Genomic DNA, 22115 nt, shown 5'->3' on the forward strand with positions numbered 1-22115 from the left:
CGCGGCACCTTCCGCCCGGTGTGCGAGGTGCGCGGGGGACGCCTACCGTGTCTCGCATGGGCGATGCGGTGGAACTCGACGTGGCCGGCCGGACCGTCAGGCTGTCCAGCCCGGACAAGGTCTTCTTCCCGGAGCACGGGTACACCAAGCTGGACGTCGCCCGGTACTACCAGGCGGTCGCCCCCGGCATCCTGCGCGCCCTGCGGGAGCGGCCCACCACCCTGGAGCGCTACCCGGACGGCATCGAGGGCGAGTGGTTCTTCCAGAAACGGGCGCCCAAGGGCATGCCCGACTGGATCCCGACCGCCCACATCACCTTCCCCAGCGGCCGCAGCGCCGACGAGATGTGCCCCACCGAGCAGGCGGCGGTCGTCTGGGCGGCCCAGTACGGCACCCTCACCTTCCACCCCTGGCCGGTGCGGCGCGACGACGTCGAACACCCCGACGAACTGCGCATCGACCTGGACCCGCAGCCCGGTACCGACTACGCCGACGCCGTCCGTGCCGCCGGTGAACTGCGCGCCGTCCTGGAGGAGTTCGGCGGACTGCGCGGCTGGCCCAAGACCTCCGGCGGACGCGGCCTGCACGTCTTCGTCCCCATCGAGCCCCGCTGGACGTTCACCCAGGTGCGGCGGGCCGCCATCGCGGCCGGCCGGGAGCTGGAGCGCCGGATGCCGCAGCAGGTGACCACCAAGTGGTGGAAGGAGGAGCGCGGCGCCCGCATCTTCGTCGACTACAACCAGACCGCCCGTGACCGCACCATCGCCTCCGCCTACTCGGTGCGCCCCCGCCCGCACGCCCCCGTCTCGGCGCCGCTGCGCTGGGAGGAGGTCGGTGTCGCCGAGCCCCGCGACTTCGACATCACGACCATGCCCGCCCGGTTCGCCGAGGCCGGGGACGTGCACGCCGGCATGGACGACCACGCGTTCTCGCTGGAGGCGCTGCTGGACCTCGCCGCCCGGGACGAACGCGACCACGGTCTCGGCGACCTGCCCTACCCGCCCGAGTACCCGAAGATGCCGGGGGAGCCGAAGCGGGTGCAGCCGAGCCGGGCCAGGGCACGCAAGGAGCAGGAGGGCCCGGCCGTCACCTGATCGGCTGGCGCACGGGCCCTCGGTCCCGAGGGGCGCCACAGCTCCTCGGTCCGGATGCCGCGGCGGGAGACGATGTCCAGGTGCCGTGCGCCCGGACCCCCGTGTACCCGGACCCCGATGTACCCGGAGACCGGTGTACCCGGACCCGAACCGCCGTCCGTCCGTGTCCGGGTCGTCGGGGCCCGGCGAGAACCCGGGCCGTGACTCCTCGGGTCGGCCGTGGCCCCGGCCGGGAGGGCCGCCGCCTGGGTCGGGATCCACGGGACCGGGCCAGGGCACCGGCCGGCCCGAACGGTTCCGGGTGGGGAGAGCGCTCTCATCCGGTGGCGGACGCGGAGCTATCCTGTGCCGCAGCCGCCTGTGAGGAGCCCCGAAGTGAGCGAGACAGCGCCGCGTCCGACGCTGGAGGCCGTGGCCGCGCGGGCGGGCGTGTCCCGGGCCACCGTGTCCCGGGTGGTCAACGGCGGGGAGGGCGTGCGCGAGCCGCTCGCCGCGCGGGTCCGGCAGGCGGTGGAGGAACTCGGGTACGTCCCCAACCAGGCGGCCCGCAGCCTGGTGACCAAGCGGCACGACGCCGTCGCCGTCGTCATCGCCGAACCGGAGACACGCGTCTTCGCCGACCCCTTCTTCGCGCGGCAACTGCGCGGGATCAGCAAGGAACTGACGGCCCACGACGCCCAGCTCGTGCTGCTGCTCACGGAGGGCCGCGAGGACCACGCCCGGGTCGGACGCTATCTCGCCGGCGGTCACGTCGACGGCGCGCTGGTCTTCTCCCTCCACCTCGACGACCCGCTGCCCGGACTGATCCAGCGCGCCGGTGTGCCGACCGTGTTCGGCGGCCGGCCCGGCTGGAGCGACGGCACCCGGGAGGCGGTGTACGTCGACAGCGACAACCGGGGCGGCGCCCGGACGGCCGTACGGCATCTGGCCGGACTCGGCCGCAGGCGGATCGCCCACATCTCCGGGCCGCTGGACCAGACCTCGGCGGCGGACCGGCTCGAAGGCTTCCGCGACGTCGTGGGCGACGACGACCCGGGGCTGGTCGCGGTGAGCGACTTCACGCCCGCCGGGGGAGAGCGCGCCATGCGGGAACTCCTCGACCGGCTGCCCGGCCTGGACGCCGTGTTCGCCGCCAACGACCTGAGCGCCGCGGGCGCCCTGCGCGTGCTGCGCGAACGCCGACTGCGGGTGCCCGAGGACGTCGCGGTCGTCGGGTTCGACGACATGCTGCCCGTCGCGGAGCAGACCGAGCCGCCGCTGACGACCGTCCGTCAGGACATCGAGGGGATGGGCCGCCTGATGGCCCGCCTCCTGCTGGGTGACCGTCACGCCCCGACTCCCACGGGCCCCGGCCGGCGGACGCAGGACGGCCGGCGCGGCATCGTCCTGCCCACCACCTTGGTCCGCCGGGCCTCGGCATAGCCCCCGCCCGCCGTGCGGCCCCGGCGCTCGCTCAGGCCTGCTGCCGCGGCGCCGCACCGAGCACCGCGAAGCGGGCGCCGTGCGGGTCGGCGAGCCGGGCCACGCGGCCGACGCCCGGGATGTCGGTGGCCGCCATGCGGACCGTACCGCCCAGGTCACGTGCCCGGCCGACGACGGCGTCCGCGTCCGCGACGTCGAAGTACGGCAGCCAGTGGGCCCCGGCCGCCCCCGCAGCCGCCTCGACCGGGCCGTCGCCCAGCGGGACGATGCCGCCGAACATGGCGTCCTCCCCGCCGGCGGCGGGATTGACGCAGGTGTAGGAGCCACCGGGGAACGAGACCGCCGAGGTCTCCAGGCCGAGCACCCGGTGGTAGAACGCGGCCGCCGCCGCGAGGTCCGGCGTGTACAGCTCGGCCCAGCACAGCGAGCCCGGCTCACCGGCGGCGTCCAGGCCCTTGCGGTGCCCCGGCTGCCAGAGGCCGAAGGTCGCGCCCGCCCGGTCGGCGAGGAGCGCCACGCGCCCCTGGTCCATCACGTCCACCGGCCCGGCCAGCACTCTGCCGTGCGCCTCCTCGGCGGCCTTCGCGGTGGCCTGTGCGTCGCCGCACCGGAAGTACACGGTCCACGACGACGGAGCCTGCTCCGCCGTCACCGGCATGCCGCCGGCCACGACCCTGCCGTCGAGCTGGAAGAAGCCGTAGCCGCCGGCGTCGGGGCCCGCGGAGCGGAAGTCCCAGCCGAAGAGCCCGGCGTAGAAGGAACGGGCGCCGTCGATGTCGGGGGTGGCGACATCGGTCCAGTTCGGAGCGCCGTCCACGAAACGGGTGGTGAGCATCGTCGCCCTCCTTCGAAGGGACCCGTTGCCTGCTCTGCCGAGTCTCGCACCGCCCACCGTCGACCGCTGCCGGAAGGCTCCGGCTCCGCGCGCCGCCGTGCGCAGGGGCCACCGGCGGCGGATCATCCGGGGGAGGGCGCTCCCGGACGCGGTGTTGATCCCGCGTTGATCGAACGTTTTTCGCCGCCCTGCACGATCTGGCTCATGCACATCGAGACGATCACCCCGGACGCCCCCGCCTGGCAGGCCCAGGCCCTGTGCGCACAGACCGGGGGTGACTTCTTCTTCCCCGAGCCGGGCAGTTCCGTGCGCGAGGCGAAGCGCATCTGCGCCCTGTGCGAGATGCGCCCGGCCTGCCTGGAGTACGCGCTGGCCAACGACGAACGCTTCGGCGTCTGGGGCGGCCTGTCCGAAAAGGAACGGCAGAGCCTGCGGCGAGCGGCCCGCTAGCGAGCGGCCCACCGCACAGCTTCCGCCGTTCCCGGACCCGTCCGCGGGTGACCCGGACCCGTCCGCGGGTGACCCGGACCCGTCCGCGGGTGACCCGGACTTCGTCCGCCGACGTCACAGCCCTGCCCGCCGGTGATCCGGCGTCGTCCGCCGTCCGGCCCCAGCCCCGTCCGCCGGCGATCCGGCGTGGTGCGCCGGTGTCCGGTCAGGCGCTCGCTCGCGCCGCCATCCGCGCCTTGCGCGCCGCCAGCCGCTCGTCGAACGTCGTGGCCTCGGCGTTCAGCCCGCCCATGAACATGCCCAGCTCCTCCTGCGCCTGCCGGCCCTCGGGGCCCAGCCCGTCGATCTCCATGACCTTCAGGAAGCGCAGCACCGGCTGGAGCACGTCGTCGTGGTGGATGCGCAGGTTGTAGACCTCGCCGATGGCCATCTGGGCGGCGGCCCGCTCGAAGCCGGGAATGCCGTGGCCCGGCATGCGGAAATTGACCACGACGTCCCGCACCGCCTGCATGGTGAGGTCGGGCGCGATCTCGAAGGCCGCCTTCAGCAGATTGCGGTAGAAGATCATGTGCAGGTTCTCGTCGGTCGCGATGCGCGCCAGCATGCGGTCGCAGACCGGGTCGCCCGACTGGTGGCCGGTGTTGCGGTGCGAGATGCGGGTGGCCAGTTCCTGGAAAGCGACGTAGGCGACCGAGTGCAGCATCGAGTGACTGTTGTCGGACTCGAAGCCCTCGCTCATGTGCGCCATCCGGAACCGCTCCAGCTTGTCCGGGTCGACCGCGCGCGAGGTGAGCAGGTAGTCGCGCATCACGATGCCGTGCCGGCCCTCCTCGGCGGTCCAGCGGTGCACCCACGTGCCCCAGGCGCCGTCCCGGCCGAAGAGCGTCGCGATCTCGTGGTGGTAGCTGGGGAGGTTGTCCTCGGTCAGCAGGTTGACGACGAGGGCGATCCGGCCGATCTCCGTCACCTTCGACTGTTCCTTGTCCCACGCCTCGCCGTCCGCGAACAGACCGGGGAAGTTGCGGCCGTCGCTCCAGGGGACGTACTCGTGCGGCATCCACTCCTTGGCGACCCGCAGGTGCCGGTCGAGTTCCTTCTCGACCACCTCCTCCAGCGCGTACAGCATCCGTGCGTCGGTCCAGGCGGACGAACTGCCGAGGTGAGGGGAGGTGATCGTCAAGGTTACTCCAGGGGACGCGCGTGCCGGGCGGGGCCGGCGGAACAGCGGAACTGAGGGAGACGGAAACGGCGGGGGAGGACGGGCCGAACCGGCGAGCGGTGCCGGTCCGATCACTCGAACCTACGGGATCGTAGGCTACGAATCCGTAGGTTACGAACCCGTAGGTTAAGGGGGCCGTAAAGATCACTGATCAGGTCACCGGCTCCGGGAAGCCGGCCGGTCGTGCGAGGCTGCGCAAGGCGCAGGTCCCGGCGCCGGAGGGAGGGCCGTCGGCGGGGCCGGCCCTGCCGCTCCGGCAACGGCACCGAGAGCGATGTCACACCCTTCCGTCCTCCGCAGCGGGCAGACAGGCTAGGCCAGTTCCACGATCGCCTCCCGTGTGGTCTCCTTCAGCTCTCCCTCCTCCAGGAGCAGCCACCGCGTGATGCCGATGGACTCCAGGAACGGCACGTCGTGGCCGGCCACGAGCAGCGCGCCCTCGTAGGACTCCAGGGCGGCCGTCAGCCGGCGCACGCTCGCCATGTCGAGGTTGTTCGTCGGCTCGTCGAGCAGCAGCAGTTGCGGCGCCGGTTCGGCGAGCATGAGCGCGGCCAGCGTGGCCCGGAAGCGTTCCCCGCCGGACAGGGTCGCCGCCTTCTGGTCGGCCCGGGCGCCCCGGAACAGGAAGCGGGCCAGACGGGCCCGGATCAGGTTCTCCGTGGCGCCCGGCGCGAGGCGGGCCACGTTCTCGGCGATGCTCAGCCCGCCGTCGAGCACGTCGAGCCGCTGCGGCAGGAACCTCAGCGGAACGTGTACCTCCGCCTCCCCCGACACCGGCGCCAGTTCCCCGGCCACCGTGCGCAGCAGGGTCGTCTTCCCGGCGCCGTTGCGGCCGAGCAGCGCGACGCGCTCCGGGCCGTGCACGTCGAGCCCGCCGCGCACCTGCGCGCCGTACGCCAGTTCCAGGTGGCGCAGGGTGAGGACCGTACGGCCCGCCGGCACCGCCGTGTACGGCAGTTCGACGCGGATCTCGTCGTCCTCGCGCACCGCCTCCACCGCCTCGTCGAGCCGTTCCCTGGCCTCGGCGAGCTTCTCCTGGTGCATGATGCGGTGCTTGCCCGCGGACTCCTGAGCCGTGCGTCTGCGCTGCTTCATCACCGCCCGGGGCTCACGCTTGGTGTCGTACATCTTCTGGCCGTACCGCTTGCGGCGGGACAGTTTGACGTGCGCGTCGGCCAGTTCGCGCTTCTGCTTGCGCAGGTCGGCCTCGGCGACGCGGACCATCCGTTCGGCGGCCTCCTGTTCGACGGCGAGGGCCTCCTCGTACGCCGAGAAGTTGCCGCCGTACCAGCTGACCTGGCCGGCCCGCAGGTCGGCGATCTGGTCGACCAGCTCCAGCAGTTCGCGGTCATGGCTGACCACGACCAGCGTGCCCGGCCAGGCGGACACGGTCGCGTACAGCCGCCGCCGCGCGTACAGGTCGAGGTTGTTGGTCGGCTCGTCCAGCAGCAGCACGTCGGGCCGGCGCAGCAGCAGCGCGGCCAGCCGCAGCAGCACCGACTCGCCGCCGGACACCTCGCCGACCGTGCGGTCCAGACCGATGTGGCCGAGACCGAGTTCACCGAGGGTGGCCAGGGCGCGTTCTTCGACGTCCCAGTCGTCGCCGACGGTCTCGAAGTGCTCCTCGGACGCGTCGCCCGCCTCGATGGCGTGCAGTGCGGCCCGCCGCCGGGCGATGCCGAGGGCCTGGTCGACCCGGAGCGCGGTGTCCAGGGTGACGTTCTGCGGGAGGTGACCGATCTCGCCGGCCGTGCGGACGACGCCGTCGGACGGGGTCAGTTCACCTGCGATCAGTTTCAACAGGGTCGACTTCCCCGAGCCGTTGGCCCCGACGAGGCCGGTGCGGCCCGGTCCGAAGGCGATGTCGAGCCCGGTGAGGACCGGGGTGCCGTCGGGCCAGGCGAAGGACAGGGAGGTGCAGGTGAGGGATGCGGACATGGGCGCCTCGCGGTTGCTCGGTGTGGTGGGCAGGGGCACACGCGTGTCTGGACACCGCGAGACGACGGGCACCGTGTAGGACGGACTCCACCGGGCATGAGAAAAGCCCTGGGCCGACTTCCTCCGGGACGGCTCGACGCCGAGGTCGCACGCAACGCACACACCTGTGCGGTGTGACGCGGTGTCTCAGGACCTCAGACGAGCAACGTCCTTCTCCGATCGGCGGCAACAGGGACGTCGTACACCGTAGGAGTGGCGGGTACGGCTGTCAACGGCTTTCCGGGCGGGCCCCGCGCCCCCCCGCGTGAAGGAGGTCATCCGGCCCATGCCCGACGGCTCGCCCGTGACACGTGACCGGTCCGCCCCCGACCGGTTCTCGCTGCCTGCCCGGCTGTGTCTGCTGGCCTGGGACCCGGATCCCGCACCGGAAGGGGCCGCCGGGACCGGCCGCCCGCAGCACCTGGTCCGGGCGGGCGCCCTCACCGAGCTGGCCCAGCGCGGACTGCTCGTCGACGACGACGGCATCGCCACCCCCGTCGACCTCGACGCCGCCACCGGGGACGCGGTGCTGGACGGCCTGCTCGAACTCGTCCGTGAGTCACGGCCCCGCCCCTGGGGGTCCTGGGTGACCCTGCGGGCCGGGTACACCCTGACGGCCGTACGGGACCAGCTGGCCGCCGAGGGGTGCCTGCGCGCACGCAGACGGCGCCGGCTCGGTGTGCTGCCGGTCACCGGGCACACCCTGGAACGCGCCGACGTGGCGGACGCGCTGCGGGCCGGGGCGCGGCGGGCGCTCGACGGCGCGCGATCCGCCGCGGAGGTCTCCGCGCGGGACGCGGCCCTCGTCGTCCTCGCGTCGGCCGCCGGGCTGCGCACCGTCCTGTCCGGCGGCGGGGACGGCGGACACCACCGGCCGTCCGCCGGGGAACTGGAGGAACGGCTCGAGCAACTGGCCGAACGCAGCGCGGCGGCGGACCCGGCCCTGCGCACGGTCGTCCGGGAGATCCGGACCGCGCTGCAGCGGATGTCCCCGGCCCCGGAGCCGTCGCCCCGGGCGACCTGACCCCGGGCCTCCCGGACATCTGCCGGGGCCCTAGCAGGCGTCCCCCATGAGCACGGCCAGGTCGTGGTCGAGGTCGAGCTGGCGGTGTTCGGAGCCGACGGGCACCAGTTCGCTGGTGGCGTGGAGGAACCGCCGGATCTCACCGCTGCGGACGTGCACCACCGCGGTGCCCTCCGGGGCGTGGAACTCCAGGACGGTGCGGTCGTAGCCGTACGGCCGCACCCGGACGTCCCCGTGGCCCTCCGGCTCCTGCATCCCGGCCGCCAGCAGGTCGCGGGCGAACGTCCAGCAGACCTCCACGCCTTCCAGGGTGGCGGGGGCGGGGAAGGACATACGGACCGCGAACGGGTCGCTCAGGTCGTAGTGCAACGTTGCGGGAATGCTGGGCATCCGCGGCGCGGCGGCGACCAGGCGCGCCTCGACGGTCTGCTCGATGACGGTGGACAACGCCTTGCTCCCTTGTGACGTCTGACGGCTGGGGACACGTCCGGGTGGATGAAGCCGGGACACCGGGCACTGGAGGAGACGACTGAATCAGCCGTTCAGTGCACATGAGAAGCGAGTGACCTCGGTCACCGCGTTCATGCACGGAAGTGACGAGTGTCTCCGGCGGGCAGCGGCCGCGGGCTGCCGACGGATCGCCGGAGCCGGAGGCGGAGGGGCCGTGGGCCGTCGAGGGCGTCCCTTCCGGGCGCCCGTTCCGCGGCTGCCCGGAGGCGGCGCGGCGGACCCCCGCACCCGTGCGCCGCCCTCTTCCCGTGCGGGCGGGGCCAGTTGGGGTCCGGGGTCGTCTGGACGCCGCCGGGGGAGTGGGCTAGCTTCGCCCGCCATGGAACTGAGGCGCTGGGGAACGAAGCGACGGACGGGATCGGCGAGCCCGACGAGCCCGACGATTCTGACGGGCCGGATGATCCCGACGAGCCGGGTGATGCCGACGGACCTGACGGACCTGACGGACCTGACGGACCTGACGAACCGGACGGAGTGGACGGAGCGTACGCCGCGGACGACCGGAACTGGTGGCGCCGGTGGCGCGAGCCCCGCGACCGGGGCACGGCCCACGGCACAGGCGGAGTCCGTGACCCGCCCGGCCGCCCCGGCCCTCCGTGCCGGCCGCCGGCCGGCCGGGCTCGTGGGGGCGGTGGCGCTCGCCGTGCTGGCGGCGGTGCCCGCGCAGGCGGCCGGGCCGGTGCACGGCGGCCCCCACGCGCACCGCCCCCACGCGCCGCAGTGGCGGCTCGAGGACGGCGGCACGCCGGACGCCCGCTTCCGGGGCCTGTCCGCCGTGAGCCGCCGCACCGCCTGGGTGGCCGGCACCGGCGGCACCGTGCTGCGGACCACCGACGGCGGCGCCTCCTGGCGGAACGTCTCGCCGGCCGGCGCGGCGGACCTGGAGTTCCGCGACGTCGAGGCGTTCGACGCGCGGCGCGCCGTGGTCCTGGCCGTCGGCGAGGGCGAGGCCTCCCGCGTCTACCGCACCGACGACGGCGGAGCCACCTGGACGGAGTCCTTCCGCAACACCGACGCCGCAGCCTTCTACGACTGCCTCGCCTTCTTCGACCACCGGCACGGCCTGGCCGTGAGCGACCCGGTGAACGGCAAGTTCCGTGTCCTGTCCACCAGTGACGGCGGGCGCTCCTGGAAGGTCCTGTCCGACCGGGGCATGCCGGCCGCGCAGCCCGGCGAGGCGGGATTCGCCGCGAGCGGCCAGTGCCTGGTCACCGCCGGGCCGCGGGACGTCTGGCTCGCCACCGGGGGAGGCGCACGCGCGCGCGTGCTGCACTCCGCGGACCGCGGGCTGACCTGGCGGGCCGCCGACGCGCCGCTCCCGGCGGGCGACCCCGCCAAGGGCGTCTTCGCGCTCGCCTTCCGGGACCGGACGCACGGGCTCGCGGTCGGCGGCGACTACCGTCCGGGCCAGGCGTCGCCGGACTCCTCCGCCACCACCGCCGACGGCGGCCGTACCTGGCGGCCCTCGACCACGCCGCCGCCGGCCTACCGCTCCGGCGCCGTCTGGATCCCGCACACGCGCGCGAGCGCGCTCGCCGTCGGCCCGACCGGAACCGACCTCACCACCGACGGCGGCCGGACCTGGCGCACGGTCGACACCGGTTCGTACGACACCGTGGACTGCGCCTGGGACGGCGGCTGCTGGGCATCCGGTGAGAAGGGCCGTATCGCTCGACTGGAGGATTGAATATCGCCTGATATGACGAACTGTTCCAGGATGCGGGTATCCGTTCCTTGACAGAGAGGAAGTGAACGGTATGCCACGCGGTTCCAGCTCCAAGCGGGAGCGCCAGTACGAGCACATCAAGGAGAGCGCGCAGGACCGGGGGGAGAGCACCGGCCGCGCCAAGGAGATCGCCGCGCGCACGGTGAACAAGGAGCGCGCGCGCTCCGGCGAGTCCAAGACCGCGAGCCGCACCTCCACGCAGGACATGTCCTCCGGCAAGCGCGGCGGCCAGCGCTCGGGCCGGGGCTCCGAGGGACCCACCTACGACCAGCTGTACGAGGAGGCCAAGCGGCGCAACATCCACGGCCGCTCGGACATGAACAAGCAGCAGCTCCAGCAGGCCCTGGGCAAGCACTGAGCCGAGCCCGCGAGCGGGACGGGCACGCCCCGGTACGGACGTACGCGGTACGGACGGCACGGACCGCGAGCCCGCCCCGCCCGGCCGGCGGACCTCTAGTCCGCCCCACCACCCGACCTCGAACGCCGCCCGCCCGGCCACGGGACCGCGGGCCCCGGCCCGACGTCCGCACTCGGGTCCGCCCCTCGCCCGCGGGTTCACCCCGGCCCGGCGGTTCCCCGTGTCCCCCTGCCGTCGCGGGCGTCGTACGCTCGTCCGTCATGACGATCACGACGACCGTGGGCATCCCCGAAGGCTGGCCCGCGACCGAGGCGCAGGCCCTGGCCGTGCAGGACCAGCTGCGGGCCCGGGTGGTGCTGGACGAGCGCGGCCCGGAGCCGGGGACAGGCCACGTCACGGGCGTCGACGTGGCCTACGACGACGAGCGGGACGTGGTGGCCGCGGCGGCCGTCGTGCTGGACGCGGCCACTCTGCGGGTGGTGGCCGAGGCCACCGCGGTGGGCCGGATCTCCTTCCCGTACGTGCCCGGTCTGCTGGCCTTCCGGGAGATCCCCGCGGTGCTGGCCGCCCTCGCCGCCCTGGACCGGGAGCCCGGCCTGGTCGTCTGCGACGGCTACGGCCTCGCCCACCCCCGCCGCTTCGGCCTCGCCAGTCACCTCGGCGTCCTGACCGGGCTGCCGGCCATCGGGGTCGCGAAGAACCCGTTCACCTTCACCCACGACGACCCGGCCGCCCCGCGCGGCAGCGTCGCGCCGCTCCTGGCCGACGGCCGGGAGGAAGTCGGCCGCGCGCTGCGCACACGCGACGGTGTCAAACCCGTCTTCGTCTCCGTGGGCCACCGGGTCACCCTGGACAACGCCTGCGCGCACACCCTCGCCCTCACCCCGTCCTACCGGCTGCCGGAGACGACCCGCAGGGCCGACGCGCTGTGCCGCCGCGCACTGAGGGAAGCCACGGACCCGACGCCGGCGAGGACCACGGACCCGACGCGGTCGGCCTGAGCCGCACGCGCACCGCCGCACCGGCCCCTACCGCCTCGCCACGCTCGTCCGGAACGTGATCCCCGCGTCGCGCAGCCGCCGCACCAGCGCGTCGCCCATGGCGACGGCCGTCGTCACCTGGCCGGCCGTCGCCGGCAGCTCGTCCAGGGCGAGGCACAGGGCCGATTCCGCGAACATCTTCGCCGTCTCGTCGTACCCGGGGTCACCGCCCGCCACCTCGGTGCGCACCCGCCGGCCGCCGCCCTCGCCCACGAAGCGCGCCGAGAACCAGCTCCTGGCCCGCCGCTCGGGGCTCGGGCCCTGTCCGGGGCTGAGCCGGCCGGACAACCAGCGCCGGGCCGGCGGCAGTTGGGCGACCGCCGCGAGCGTACCGACGGCGGCGACCCCGCCGAGGGCGACGGGCAGGTGCCGGACGGCCGCGTAGTGGCGGTAGCGGAAGTCGGGACCGTACCGTTCCAGCGCCCGCGCCGAACGCGCGACGATCCGCGGGTCGAGGGTCGGCAGCGGCAGCGCCCAGGCGCCGGCCTCCGCCGCGAACCGGGGCGCGCCCACCGGCGCGGACACCCGCCGCCCCGGCAGCCTCGGCTCGTGCCGCGCGCGGTCCCGGGCGGCCGCCCGCATCCGCAGGGGACGGGCGAACTGGTTGAGCGCCGAGGCCAGCGTCCCGCCGGAGAAGGCCGCGTCCACCCGGACGAACCCGTCCACCGTCAGCGGCACGCCCTCGGGCAGCTCCCGCACGGTGACGTACACGCCCAGGTCGTGCGGTACCGAGTCGAAGCCGCAGGCGTGCACCAGACGTGCGCCGGTCTCCCGCGCGCGCGTGTCGTGCCGGACGTACACCAGGTCGACGAACTCGGGCTCGCCGGTGAGGTCGAGGTAGTCGGTGCCGCTGTCCGCGCAGGCGGCGACCAGTTCCTCGCCGTGGGTCACGTAGGGGCCCACGGTCGTGGCCAGCACGCGCGTGCGCCGGGCCAGTTCACGCAGCGACGCCGGGTCGGCCGCGTCCGCCCGCAGCACCCCGGCGCCCGCGCCGCCGGGCAGCCGCTCCCGCAGCTCCTCCAGCCGGCGCTCACTGCGGCCCGCGACGGCCCAGCGCAGCCCCTCGGGGGCGTGCGCGGCCAGGTACCGGGCGGTGAGGGTCCCCACGAAACCGGTCGCTCCGAAGAGCACGATGTCGTACGGACGTTCCGTCTTCTTTGCCCTGCTCATGACACTCCTGGTCTGCTCATGACGCCCCCCTCACCGCCCGCCCGCGGCATCCCTCGCCCCGCCGGACCGCGATCCCGTGCCACTGTCGGTGGCCGAGGCTAGCGTGAAGGAGTGGCGACCGGCGGTGCGGGTGACGGCGGGCGGCATCCGCCGCGGCGGCGGGCGGCACGCCTCGGCCGGACCCTGGGCTAAGCGCTTGCTCGTTCAGGGCTTGTGCCCGGCGCGGCGCGTTCTTAGCATCATCGGTGTTACATCGGTTGTGTCACAGCAAGGGGGCTGGGATGGCAACGGCACAGGTGCCCGGGCGCGACGGCCCGCTGAGCGGCGTCCGCGTGGTCGAGCTGGCCGGTATCGGCCCCGGCCCCTTCGCCGCCATGCTCCTGGCCGACCTCGGGGCCGACGTGGTCCGGGTCGACCGCCCCGGCGGCGCCGGCCTCGGGATCGACCCGGCCGCCGACCCGACCCACCGCAACAAGCGTTCGGTGGTCGTCGACCTGAAGTCCCCGGACGGCCCCGCCCGCGTCCTCGACCTGGCCGCCCGCGCCGACATCCTCGTCGAGGGCTACCGCCCCGGCGTGGCCGAACGCCTCGGCGTCGGCCCCGACGCCTGCCACGCCCGCAACCCCCGCCTGGTCTACGGCCGGATGACCGGCTGGGGCCAGGACGGCCCGCTCGCCCCGCGCGCGGGACACGACATCGCCTACATCGCCGTCACCGGCGCGCTCGGCATGATCGGCGACGCGGACCGGCCCCCCGCCGTTCCCGCCAACCTCCTCGGCGACTACGCCGGCGGCTCCCTCTACCTCGTCGTCGGCGTCCTCGCCGCCCTCCACCACGCGCGCGCGACCGGCACCGGACAGGTCGTCGACGCCGCCGTCGTCGACGGCACCGCCCACCTCTCCACGATGATCCACGGCATGCTCGCCGCCGGCGCCTGGCAGGACCGGCGCGCGGCCAACCTCCTGGACGGCGGCTGTCCCTTCTACGGCACCTACGAGACCGCCGACGGACGCCACATGGCCGTCGGCGCCCTGGAGCCGCGCTTCTACGCCGAGTTCATGAAGCTCCTCGGCGTCCCCGGCCAGGTGCCGGAGCGCGACGACACGGCCCGCTGGGGCGAGCTGCGCGAGGTGATCGCCGCCCGTTTCCGCGCCCGCACCCGCGAGGAGTGGACCGCCGTGTTCGAGGACTCCGACGCCTGTGTGGCGCCCGTGCTGTCGCTGCGCGAGGCCCCGCACCACCCGCACCTCGCCGCCCGCGGCACCTTCACCGACCACGGCGGCATCATCCAGCCGGCGCCCGCGCCCCGCTTCTCCGCGACACCCACCACCGTGCGCACCGCCCCCGCCCGCCCCGGCGCCGGCACCGAGGCGGTGGCCCGCGACTGGGACGTACCCGCCCTGTCCGCCCCGCCCGAGACGACCCCGCCGGCGACCCGGCCCCCGACAGTCCCCCGGGACACCCCTCAGTGAAAGGCCTGCCAGTGACCACCGAAGCGTACGTGTACGACGCGATCCGCACCCCCCGCGGACGCGGCAAGGCGAACGGCGCCCTGCACGGCACGAAGCCCGTCGACCTGGTCGTCGGCCTCATCCACGAGGTCCGCCGCCGCTTCCCGGACCTCGACCCGGCCGCCGTGGACGACATCGTGCTCGGCGTCGTCGGCCCCGTCGGCGACCAGGGCTCCGACATCGCCCGCATCGCCGCCATCGCCGCGGGACTCCCGGACACCGTCGCCGGCGTACAGGAGAACCGCTTCTGCGCCTCGGGCCTGGAAGCCGTCAACCTGGCCGCCGCCAAGGTGCGCTCCGGCTGGGAGGATCTGGTCCTGGCGGGCGGCGTCGAGTCGATGTCCCGGGTGCCGATGGCCTCGGACGGCGGCGCCTGGTTCAACGACCCGATGACCAACCTGGCCACCAACTTCGTGCCCCAGGGCATCGGCGCCGACCTCATCGCCACCATCGAGGGCTTCTCCCGCCGCGACGTGGACGAGTACGCGGCCCTGTCCCAGGAGCGCGCGGCCACCGCCTGGAAGGAGGGCCGCTTCGAGCGTTCCGTCGTGCCGGTGAAGGACCGCAGCGGCCTCACCGTCCTGGACCACGACGAGCACCCGCGCCCCGGCACTACCGCCGACTCGCTGGCGAAGCTCAAGCCCTCCTTCGCCGACATCGGCGAACTCGGCGGCTTCGACGCCGTGGCGCTCCAGAAGTACCACTGGGTGGAGAAGATCGACCACGTCCACCACGCGGGCAATTCCTCCGGCATCGTCGACGGCGCCTCCCTGGTCGCCATCGGCTCCAAGGAGGTCGGCGAGCGCTACGGACTCACCCCGCGGGCGCGGATCGTCTCCGCCGCCGTCTCCGGATCCGAGCCCACCATCATGCTCACCGGACCCGCTCCGGCCACCCGCAAGGCGCTGGCCAGGGCCGGCCTGGGCATCGACGACATCGACCTGGTCGAGATCAACGAGGCCTTCGCGGCGGTGGTGCTGCGCTTCGTCAAGGACATGGGCCTGAGCCTGGACAAGGTCAACGTCAACGGCGGCGCCATCGCGCTGGGCCACCCCCTCGGCGCCACCGGCGCGATGATCCTCGGCACCCTCGTCGACGAACTGGAGCGCCAGGACAAGCGGTACGGCCTCGCCACCCTGTGCGTGGGCGGCGGCATGGGCATCGCCACCATCGTCGAGCGCATCTGACCCCCTCCCGACGGATCACCTGGAGCCCCTCCTCATGACCACCGAGTCCACCACCATCCGCTGGGAACAGGACGACACCGGTGTCGTCACCCTCGTCCTCGACGACCCGGACCAGTCCGCGAACACCATGAACCAGGCGTTCCGCACCTCGCTCGCCGCGGTCGCGGACCGTCTGGAGGCCGAGAAGGACACCGTCCGCGGCGTCATCGTCACCTCCGCCAAGAAGACGTTCTTCGCCGGCGGCGACCTGCGTGACCTGATCCGCGTCACCCCCGAGACCGCCCAGGACCTCTTCGACGGCGGTATGGCGGTCAAGCGGGACCTGCGCCGCATCGAGACCCTCGGCAAGCCCGTCGTCGCCGCCCTGAACGGCGCGGCCCTCGGCGGCGGCTACGAGATCGCCCTCGCCTGCCACCACCGCGTCGCCCTGGACGCCCCGGGCTCCAAGATCGGCTGCCCCGAGGTCACCCTCGGCCTGCTGCCCGGCGGCGGCGGAGTCGTCCGCACCGTCCGGATGCTCGGCATCACCGACGCCCTGCTGAAGGTGCTCCTCCAGGGCACCCAGTACAACCCGCGTCGCGCCCTGGACAACGGCCTGGTCGACGAGGTCGCCGGCACCCGCGAGGACATGCTCGCCAAGGCCCGCGCCTTCATCGACGCCCACCCCGAGTCCGCCCAGCCCTGGGACCGGCCCGGCTACCGCATCCCCGGCGGCACCCCGTCCCACCCGAAGTTCGCCGCCAACCTGCCCGCCTTCCCGGCCAACCTGCGCAAGCAGACGGGCGGCGCGCCCTACCCCGCGCCGCGCAACATCATGGCCGCCGCCGTCGAGGGCGCCCAGGTCGACTTCGAGACCGCCCAGGTCATCGAGGCCCGCTACTTCGTCGAGCTGGCCGCCGGGCAGACCTCCAAGAACATGATCCAGGCGTTCTTCTTCGACCTCCAGGCGGTCAACTCCGGCGCCAACCGCCCCCGGGGCGTCGAGCCCCGCCAGGTCCGCAGGGTCGCCGTGCTCGGCGCCGGGATGATGGGCGCGGGCATCGCCTACGCGTGCGCCCGCGCGGGCATCGAGGTCGTCCTCAAGGACGTCTCGCTGGAGGCCGCCGTCAAGGGCAGGGGCTACTCCGAGAAGCTGTGCGCCAAGGCCGTCTCCCGGGGCCGGACCAGCCAGGAGAAGGCGGACGCGCTGCTCGCCCGCATCACCCCCACCGCCGACGCCGCCGACCTCGCGGGCTGCGACGCGGTGATCGAGGCGGTCTTCGAGGACACGGCGCTCAAGCACAAGGTGTTCCAGGAGATCGAGCACGTCGTCGCCCCGGACGCGCTGCTGTGCTCCAACACCTCCACACTGCCCATCACCGCGCTCGCCGAGGGCGTGCAGCGGCAGGGCGACTTCATCGGGCTGCACTTCTTCTCGCCCGTCGACAAGATGCCCCTGGTGGAGATCATCAAGGGCGAGCGCACCGGCGACGAGGCCCTGGCCCGCGCCTTCGACCTGGTCCGGCAGATCAACAAGACGCCGATCGTCGTCAACGACTCGCGCGGCTTCTTCACCTCCCGGGTGATCGGCCACTTCATCAACGAAGGCGTGGCCATGGTGGGCGAGGGCATCGAGCCCGCCTCCGTCGAGCAGGCGGCGGCCCAGGCCGGCTACCCGGCCAAGGTGCTCGCGCTCATGGACGAGCTGACCCTCACCCTGCCCCGCAAGATCCGGCGTGAGTCGAAGCGGGCCGTCGAGGAGGCGGGCGGCACCTGGGTCACGCACCCCGCCGAGGCCGTCATCGACCGCATGGTCGACGAGTTCGGCCGCACCGGCCGCAGCGGCGGCGCGGGCTTCTACGAGTACGGCGAGGACGGCCGGCGCGCCGGCCTGTGGCCGGGCCTGCGCGAACACTTCACCAAGGCGGGGCACGAGATCCCGTTCCGCGACATGCAGGAGCGGATGCTCTTCTCCGAGGCGCTGGACACGGTCCGCCTGCTGGAGGAGGGCGTCCTGACCTCCGTCGCCGACGCCAACATCGGCTCGGTCTTCGGCATCGGCTTCCCCGGGTGGACCGGCGGCGTCCTGCAGTACATCAACGGCTACGACGGCGGCACCGGGGGAGCGACCGGTCTGCCCGGCTTCGTGGCCCGCGCGCGCGAACTCGCCGAGCGCTACGGCGAGCGGTTCACCCCGCCCGCCCTGCTGGTCGCCAAGGCGGAGAAGGGGGAGACCTTCACCGACCAGCGCTGAGCCGCGGCTCAGGCGGAGGGCGTGCCCGGCGGCGCGCCCTCCGCCCGCGCCTCCTCCGCCCGGCTCTCCCGCGCCTCCTCCGCTCCGGCCCCCTCCGCCAGGTCCTCCCGTGCCTCGTCCGTCCGGGGCCGCGCCCGGCGCTCCCCGTCCCGGGGCCCGGGCCCGGCGTCCGCTTCGGGGGAGCCGACCCACTCCCGCAGCTCCTCCTTCAGCGACCGCTGGAAGGTGGTCAGCAGCGCCTGCACCACCAGGGGGTGCATATGGGCGGACAGGGACTTCACGTCCTTCGTGCCGCGTTCGGCCACCGCGTCGCGCAGCAGTCCCGACAGTTCGCGCGCCGCCGCCCGCGCGTGGTCGATCAGCGCCGTGCGGGCGGCGAGCACGGTCTCCTCGGACAGCGGTACGTCCAGCAGCTCCACCCCGAGCCGCAGCAGCCCCGCGTCGACGCGGAAGGAGTCGTCCTCCCGCGCCAGCACGCTCATCGCCGCCAGCCGCTCCACGTCCTCGTCGGTGAGCGGCCGCCCGGCGCGCCGCTCCAGTTCCGGCCGTGAGAGCATCTCCATGCTCTCCGGTGCCCAGGAGGCGACCACCGCGCGGTGCACGGCCAGGTCGTGCGGGCTGAGGCCGGGCGGGAGCCGGCGCAGATGGCGTTCGATCGCCGCCAGCGTCATGCCCTGGTGCTGCATCTCCTCGATCAGCGCGAGGCGCGCGAGGTGGTCCCGGCCGTAGTGCCCCACCCGGCGCGGGCCGATCGCGGGCGGCGGCAGCAGGCCCCGGCCGGCGTAGAACCGCACCGTGCGCACCGTGACGCCGGCCCGCGCGGCCAGCTCGTCGATGGTGAGGACCGGCTCGCCGGTGTCGGTCGTCGTCATGTGCAGCAGTATCGCTGTCTCACCAGTGGTGTGAAAGCGGGTGACCGATCTGCGTGGATAGTGTGAGAAGTCCCCCTCTGTGACGTACGCCATCGCATGCAAGCTGATCCCTCTGGGAAGCTGCTTGCCTGGTCTGTACCGCGTACCCAGTGGTGCACGCCGGAATCGTACGGACACCCGGGCGCACCCCGCTCGGCCCCCAGAGAGTGGATACCACCGCGTGAGCAAGGACTCCGTGCACACGGAACAGGTCGCCGACCGTCCCCGGGCGACCGCGACCCCCGCCGACGCGGGCGACGCCGGTTACAGCAAGGACCTCAAGCACCGCCACGTCAACATGATCGCCATCGGCGGCGCGATCGGCACCGGCCTCTTCCTGGGCGCCGGCGGCCGGCTGCACTCGGCGGGACCGGCGCTGGCGCTGGCCTACCTGGTCTGCGGCGTCTTCGCGTTCTTCGTCGTGCGCGCCCTGGGCGAGCTGGTCCTGTACCGCCCCTCGTCCGGATCCTTCGTGTCGTACGCGCGCGAGTTCCTCGGCGAGAAGGGCGCCTACGTCGCCGGCTGGATGTACTTCCTGAACTGGTCGACGACCGGCATCGCCGACATCACCGCCATCGCGCTGTACACGCACTACTGGAGCTTCTTCACGCCCGTCCCGCAGTGGGTGCTGGCGCTGATCGCCCTCGCCGTCGTCCTCACCGTGAACCTGATCTCGGTGAAGATCTTCGGCGAGATGGAGTTCTGGTTCGCGATCGTCAAGGTGGCCACGCTGGTCGCGTTCATGCTGATCGGCATCTTCCTGCTCGCCACCCAGCACAAGGTGGACGGCGCGACCCCGGGCCTGAGCGTGATCAGTGACCACGGCGGACTGCTCCCGCACGGCGCGATGCCGGTGGTCCTCGTCATGCAGGGCGTGATCTTCGCGTACGCCGCCCTGGAGCTGGTCGGCGTCGCCGCGGGTGAGACCGCCGAGCCGGAGAAGGTCGTCCCGCGCGCGGTGAACTCGATCATGTGGCGGGTCGCCCTGTTCTACGTCGGCTCGGTCGTCCTGCTCGCCCTGCTGCTGCCCGGCTCGGTCTACTCGGGCGACGAGAGCCCCTTCGTCACCGTCCTGTCGAAGATCGGCGTCCCCGCGGCCGGTGACGTGATGAACCTGGTGGTCCTCACCGCCGCCATGTCCTCGCTGAACTCCGGCCTGTACTCCACCGGCCGCATCCTGCGCTCCATGGCGATGGCGGGCTCGGCGCCGAAGTTCACCCGCGTGATGAGCCGCAGCCAGGTGCCCTACGGCGGCATCCTGCTGACCTGCGCGGTCTGCGTGCTCGGCGTCGGCCTGAACTACCTGGTGCCCAGCCAGGCCTTCGAGATCGTGCTGAACGTCGCCTCGCTCGGCATTGTCAGCACCTGGGTGATCATCATGATCTGCCACCTGGTCTTCGTCCGCCGGGCGAAGGCGGGCCTGGTCGACCGGCCGCACTTCCGCCTGCCCGGCAGCCCGGTCACCGAGATCGCCACGATCGCCTTCCTGCTGGCCTGCCTCGGCCTGATGTGGAACGACCCCGACGTGGGCCGCAAGACCCTCTTCCTGATCCCGCTGATCGCGGTGCTCCTGGTCGGCGGCTGGTTCGGCGTCCGCCGCCGCGTCACGCGGCAGTCCGCCGAGGCGCCCTCCCTCACGAAGTAGCGTCCCCCGGCGGCCACGGCGCCCCCGGCCGGTACGAGGCGACCGAGGCCGTCCGGGGCGGCCCGCCGCCGCTGCGGCCGGGCCGGACGCACGACCACGGCCCAGGGGCCGGACCGCCCCGGTGCGGAGCGGTCCGGCCGCGGCTCACCTGGCGTGGACGGAGTTCGTCGCCTCGATCTTCTTCCACGACCTCGGCTGCGCCGGGGCCGCCGCCGGCGCAGCGGCGAAGGACGCCGCGCGCGCCGCGGGAGCGGCCGGCTTCACCGGCTGGAACAGCCAGGTGTCGAAGAGCGCGGCCAGCGGCTTGCCGGAGACCTGCTCGGCGTACTTCTGGAAGTCGGCCACGGAGGCGTTGCCGTAGGCGTGCTGCTGGGGCCACCCCTTCAGCAGGGCGAAGAACGCCTGGTCGCCGATCGCGTTGCGCAGCGCCTGGATGGCGACGGCCCCCCGGTCGTAGACCGCCGCGTCGAACTGGTTGTCGGGACCGGGGTCACCCGGCTTCACCGTCCAGAAGGCGTCGTCGGCCGGGTGCGAGGCGTACACGTAGTCCGCCAGCTCCTGCGTGGTGCCCTCGCCCTCGTGCTCGGACCACAGCCACTGCGCGTACCGCGCGAAGCCCTCGTTGATCCAGATGTCCTTCCAGCCCTTGAGGGACACGCTGTCCCCGTACCACTGGTGGGCCAGCTCGTGCACCACGACGGAGGTGTTGGAGCCGTTCGCGAACTGCTTCGGGCTGTAGTAGACGCGTGACTGGGTCTCCAGCGCGTACCCGGTCGTCGTGTTCGGCACGTACCCGCCCGCCGAGCTGAACGGATACGGCCCGAAATAGCCGCTCAGCCAGTCGACCAGCTCCCCGGTGCGCTCCACGCTCGCGCGGGCCGCTCCGTCGTTGTCGCCGAGGTCCTTGCTGTAGGCGTTGATCACCGGGACACCGCCCTCGGACGTACCGGTGGTGATGTCGAACTTCCCGAGCGCCAGCGTGGACAGGTAGGTCGCCTGCGGCTTGTTCTGGCGCCAGTTGTAGCGGGTCCAGCCCAGCTTCGAGGAGACCGACTGGAGGGTGCCGTTGGAGATCGCCTGGGTGCCGTCCGGGACCGCCACCGACACGTCGTAGGTGGCCTTGTCGCTGGGGTGGTCGTTGCTCGGGAACCACCACCAGGCGGCCTCGGGCTCGTCCGCCGCGACCGCGCCGTCCGGGGTGCGGTGCCACGTGCTGAAGCCGTAGGCGCTCTTCGTGGACGGCACCCCGCGGTAGCGGACGACCACCGTGACCGGCGCGCCCTTGGCCAGCGGGCTCTTCGGCGTGACGACCAGCTCGTGCTGGCGCGCGGTGGTGAAGGCCGCCTTCACCCCGTTGACCCGTACCTCGCTGACGTCCAGCAGGAAGTCCAGGTCGAAGCTGGACAGGTCCTGCGTGGTGCGCGCCGAGATCGTCGCCGTGCCCTCCAGCTCGTCCGTCGCGGGCTGGTACGTCAGCCGCAGGTCGTAGTGGGAGACGTCGTAGCCGCCGTTGCCGTAGTCGGGGTAGTAGGGGTCGCCGATGCCCGGCGCGCCGGGGGAGTGGCTCGCGGCCGACGCCGGGATCGCCAGCAACAGGGAGGCCGCCGCCAGAGTGCCCGGCACGATGATTCTGCGGTGCACGTCAGCTCCAAGTCCTAGGGGAACGAAGTCTGTTCGGAGCCTATTGAGTCCCTGGCGGCCCAGGCATGTCCATGGTCACTGCTGTCACATGATCGCCATTCGGCCGTCACGGGGGAAGCAGGCACCCTGCGCGCCCGGGCACTCGCCTGCACTCCCGCACCC

The 22115-nt window shown here is 73.4% G+C and carries 17 protein-coding genes and 1 pseudogene; 11 read left to right on the forward strand and 7 right to left on the reverse strand.

The features are described 5' to 3' along the window. Window positions 1-56 precede the first annotated feature (56 nt). Both ligD and ABZ719_RS28375 read left to right on the forward strand, forming a co-directional pair. Window positions 57-1094, forward strand: a complete 1038-nt coding sequence (gene ligD / locus ABZ719_RS28370) for a non-homologous end-joining DNA ligase (RefSeq protein ID WP_366728019.1) — start codon at window positions 57-59, stop codon at window positions 1092-1094. 375 nt (window positions 1095-1469) lie between these two features. Next, on the forward strand, window positions 1470-2516 hold the full coding sequence (locus ABZ719_RS28375) for a LacI family DNA-binding transcriptional regulator (protein ID WP_366728020.1): 1047 nt from the start codon (window positions 1470-1472) through the stop codon (window positions 2514-2516). A gap of 31 nt (window positions 2517-2547) precedes the next feature. Here the strand turns inward: ABZ719_RS28375 and ABZ719_RS28380 are convergent, their stop codons facing one another. Continuing rightward, the gene (locus ABZ719_RS28380; RefSeq protein WP_366728021.1) at window positions 2548-3351 is read right to left on the reverse strand and encodes a VOC family protein; all 804 of its coding nucleotides are present in this window, start codon (window positions 3349-3351) and stop codon (window positions 2548-2550) included. A gap of 204 nt (window positions 3352-3555) precedes the next feature. Between ABZ719_RS28380 and ABZ719_RS28385 the strand changes: the two genes are divergently transcribed. Next, window positions 3556-3801, forward strand: a complete 246-nt coding sequence (locus ABZ719_RS28385) for a WhiB family transcriptional regulator (RefSeq protein WP_366728022.1) — start codon at window positions 3556-3558, stop codon at window positions 3799-3801. A gap of 205 nt (window positions 3802-4006) precedes the next feature. On the opposite strand, the gene ABZ719_RS28390 is transcribed toward ABZ719_RS28385, so the two are convergent. Together ABZ719_RS28390 and ABZ719_RS28395 are read right to left on the reverse strand one after the other, a co-directional pair. Then, window positions 4007-4981, reverse strand: coding sequence for an acyl-ACP desaturase (locus ABZ719_RS28390; protein WP_366728023.1), 975 nt, complete (start codon window positions 4979-4981; stop codon window positions 4007-4009). A 351-nt stretch (window positions 4982-5332) separates the two neighbouring features. Then, the gene (locus tag ABZ719_RS28395) at window positions 5333-6958 is read right to left on the reverse strand and encodes an ABC-F family ATP-binding cassette domain-containing protein (RefSeq protein ID WP_366728024.1); all 1626 of its coding nucleotides are present in this window, start codon (window positions 6956-6958) and stop codon (window positions 5333-5335) included. A gap of 325 nt (window positions 6959-7283) precedes the next feature. Between ABZ719_RS28395 and ABZ719_RS28400 the strand changes: the two genes are divergently transcribed. Further along, a complete protein-coding gene (locus tag ABZ719_RS28400) occupies window positions 7284-8021 on the forward strand; it encodes a GPP34 family phosphoprotein (RefSeq protein ID WP_366728025.1) in 738 nt (245 codons plus the stop codon). 30 nt (window positions 8022-8051) lie between these two features. Here the strand turns inward: ABZ719_RS28400 and ABZ719_RS28405 are convergent, their stop codons facing one another. Beyond that, on the reverse strand, window positions 8052-8468 hold the full coding sequence (locus ABZ719_RS28405; protein ID WP_366728026.1) for an SsgA family sporulation/cell division regulator: 417 nt from the start codon (window positions 8466-8468) through the stop codon (window positions 8052-8054). Window positions 8469-8928: 460 nt separating this feature from the next. Between ABZ719_RS28405 and ABZ719_RS28410 the strand changes: the two genes are divergently transcribed. From ABZ719_RS28410 to ABZ719_RS28420, 3 genes are all read left to right on the forward strand, one after another. Continuing rightward, window positions 8929-10218: an oxidoreductase gene (locus tag ABZ719_RS28410; protein ID WP_366728027.1), complete on the forward strand. Its 1290-nt coding sequence runs from the start codon at window positions 8929-8931 to the stop codon at window positions 10216-10218. 70 nt (window positions 10219-10288) lie between these two features. Continuing rightward, window positions 10289-10615, forward strand: coding sequence for a plasmid stabilization protein (locus tag ABZ719_RS28415; RefSeq protein WP_366728028.1), 327 nt, complete (start codon window positions 10289-10291; stop codon window positions 10613-10615). A gap of 260 nt (window positions 10616-10875) precedes the next feature. After that, the gene (locus tag ABZ719_RS28420; RefSeq protein WP_366728029.1) at window positions 10876-11616 is read left to right on the forward strand and encodes an endonuclease V; all 741 of its coding nucleotides are present in this window, start codon (window positions 10876-10878) and stop codon (window positions 11614-11616) included. A gap of 27 nt (window positions 11617-11643) precedes the next feature. On the opposite strand, the gene ABZ719_RS28425 is transcribed toward ABZ719_RS28420, so the two are convergent. Continuing rightward, the gene (locus tag ABZ719_RS28425; protein WP_366728030.1) at window positions 11644-12825 is read right to left on the reverse strand and encodes a saccharopine dehydrogenase NADP-binding domain-containing protein; all 1182 of its coding nucleotides are present in this window, start codon (window positions 12823-12825) and stop codon (window positions 11644-11646) included. Window positions 12826-13106: 281 nt separating this feature from the next. On the opposite strand from ABZ719_RS28425, the gene ABZ719_RS28430 reads away from it, so the two are divergent. From ABZ719_RS28430 to ABZ719_RS28440, 3 genes are read left to right on the forward strand one after another with little or no spacing between them, the layout of a single operon-like run. Beyond that, the gene (locus tag ABZ719_RS28430; RefSeq protein ID WP_366728031.1) at window positions 13107-14297 is read left to right on the forward strand and encodes a CaiB/BaiF CoA-transferase family protein; all 1191 of its coding nucleotides are present in this window, start codon (window positions 13107-13109) and stop codon (window positions 14295-14297) included. Window positions 14298-14308: 11 nt separating this feature from the next. Continuing rightward, window positions 14309-15523 carry an acetyl-CoA C-acetyltransferase gene (locus tag ABZ719_RS28435; RefSeq protein ID WP_366728032.1) on the forward strand — a complete coding sequence of 405 codons (1215 nt, stop codon included), beginning with the start codon at window positions 14309-14311 and terminating at the stop codon, window positions 15521-15523. 34 nt (window positions 15524-15557) lie between these two features. After that, window positions 15558-17756, forward strand: a complete 2199-nt coding sequence (locus tag ABZ719_RS28440; RefSeq protein ID WP_366728033.1) for a 3-hydroxyacyl-CoA dehydrogenase NAD-binding domain-containing protein — start codon at window positions 15558-15560, stop codon at window positions 17754-17756. A gap of 185 nt (window positions 17757-17941) precedes the next feature. Here the strand turns inward: ABZ719_RS28440 and ABZ719_RS28445 are convergent. Continuing rightward, window positions 17942-18628, reverse strand: a pseudogene (locus ABZ719_RS28445) (MerR family transcriptional regulator); the annotation flags it as partial. A gap of 220 nt (window positions 18629-18848) precedes the next feature. Here ABZ719_RS28445 and ABZ719_RS28450 point away from each other — a divergent pair. Further along, entirely contained in the window at window positions 18849-20312 is a 1464-nt protein-coding gene (locus ABZ719_RS28450; RefSeq protein ID WP_366728034.1) for an amino acid permease, read from the forward strand. A gap of 144 nt (window positions 20313-20456) precedes the next feature. Here the strand turns inward: ABZ719_RS28450 and ABZ719_RS28455 are convergent, their stop codons facing one another. After that, a complete protein-coding gene (locus tag ABZ719_RS28455) occupies window positions 20457-21953 on the reverse strand; it encodes a M1 family metallopeptidase (RefSeq protein ID WP_366728035.1) in 1497 nt (498 codons plus the stop codon). Between the last annotated feature and the right edge of the window lie 162 nt (window positions 21954-22115).

The sequence above is a fragment of the Streptomyces sp. NPDC006743 genome (assembly GCF_040703815.1).
Taxonomy (GTDB): Bacteria; Actinomycetota; Actinomycetes; order Streptomycetales; family Streptomycetaceae; genus Streptomyces.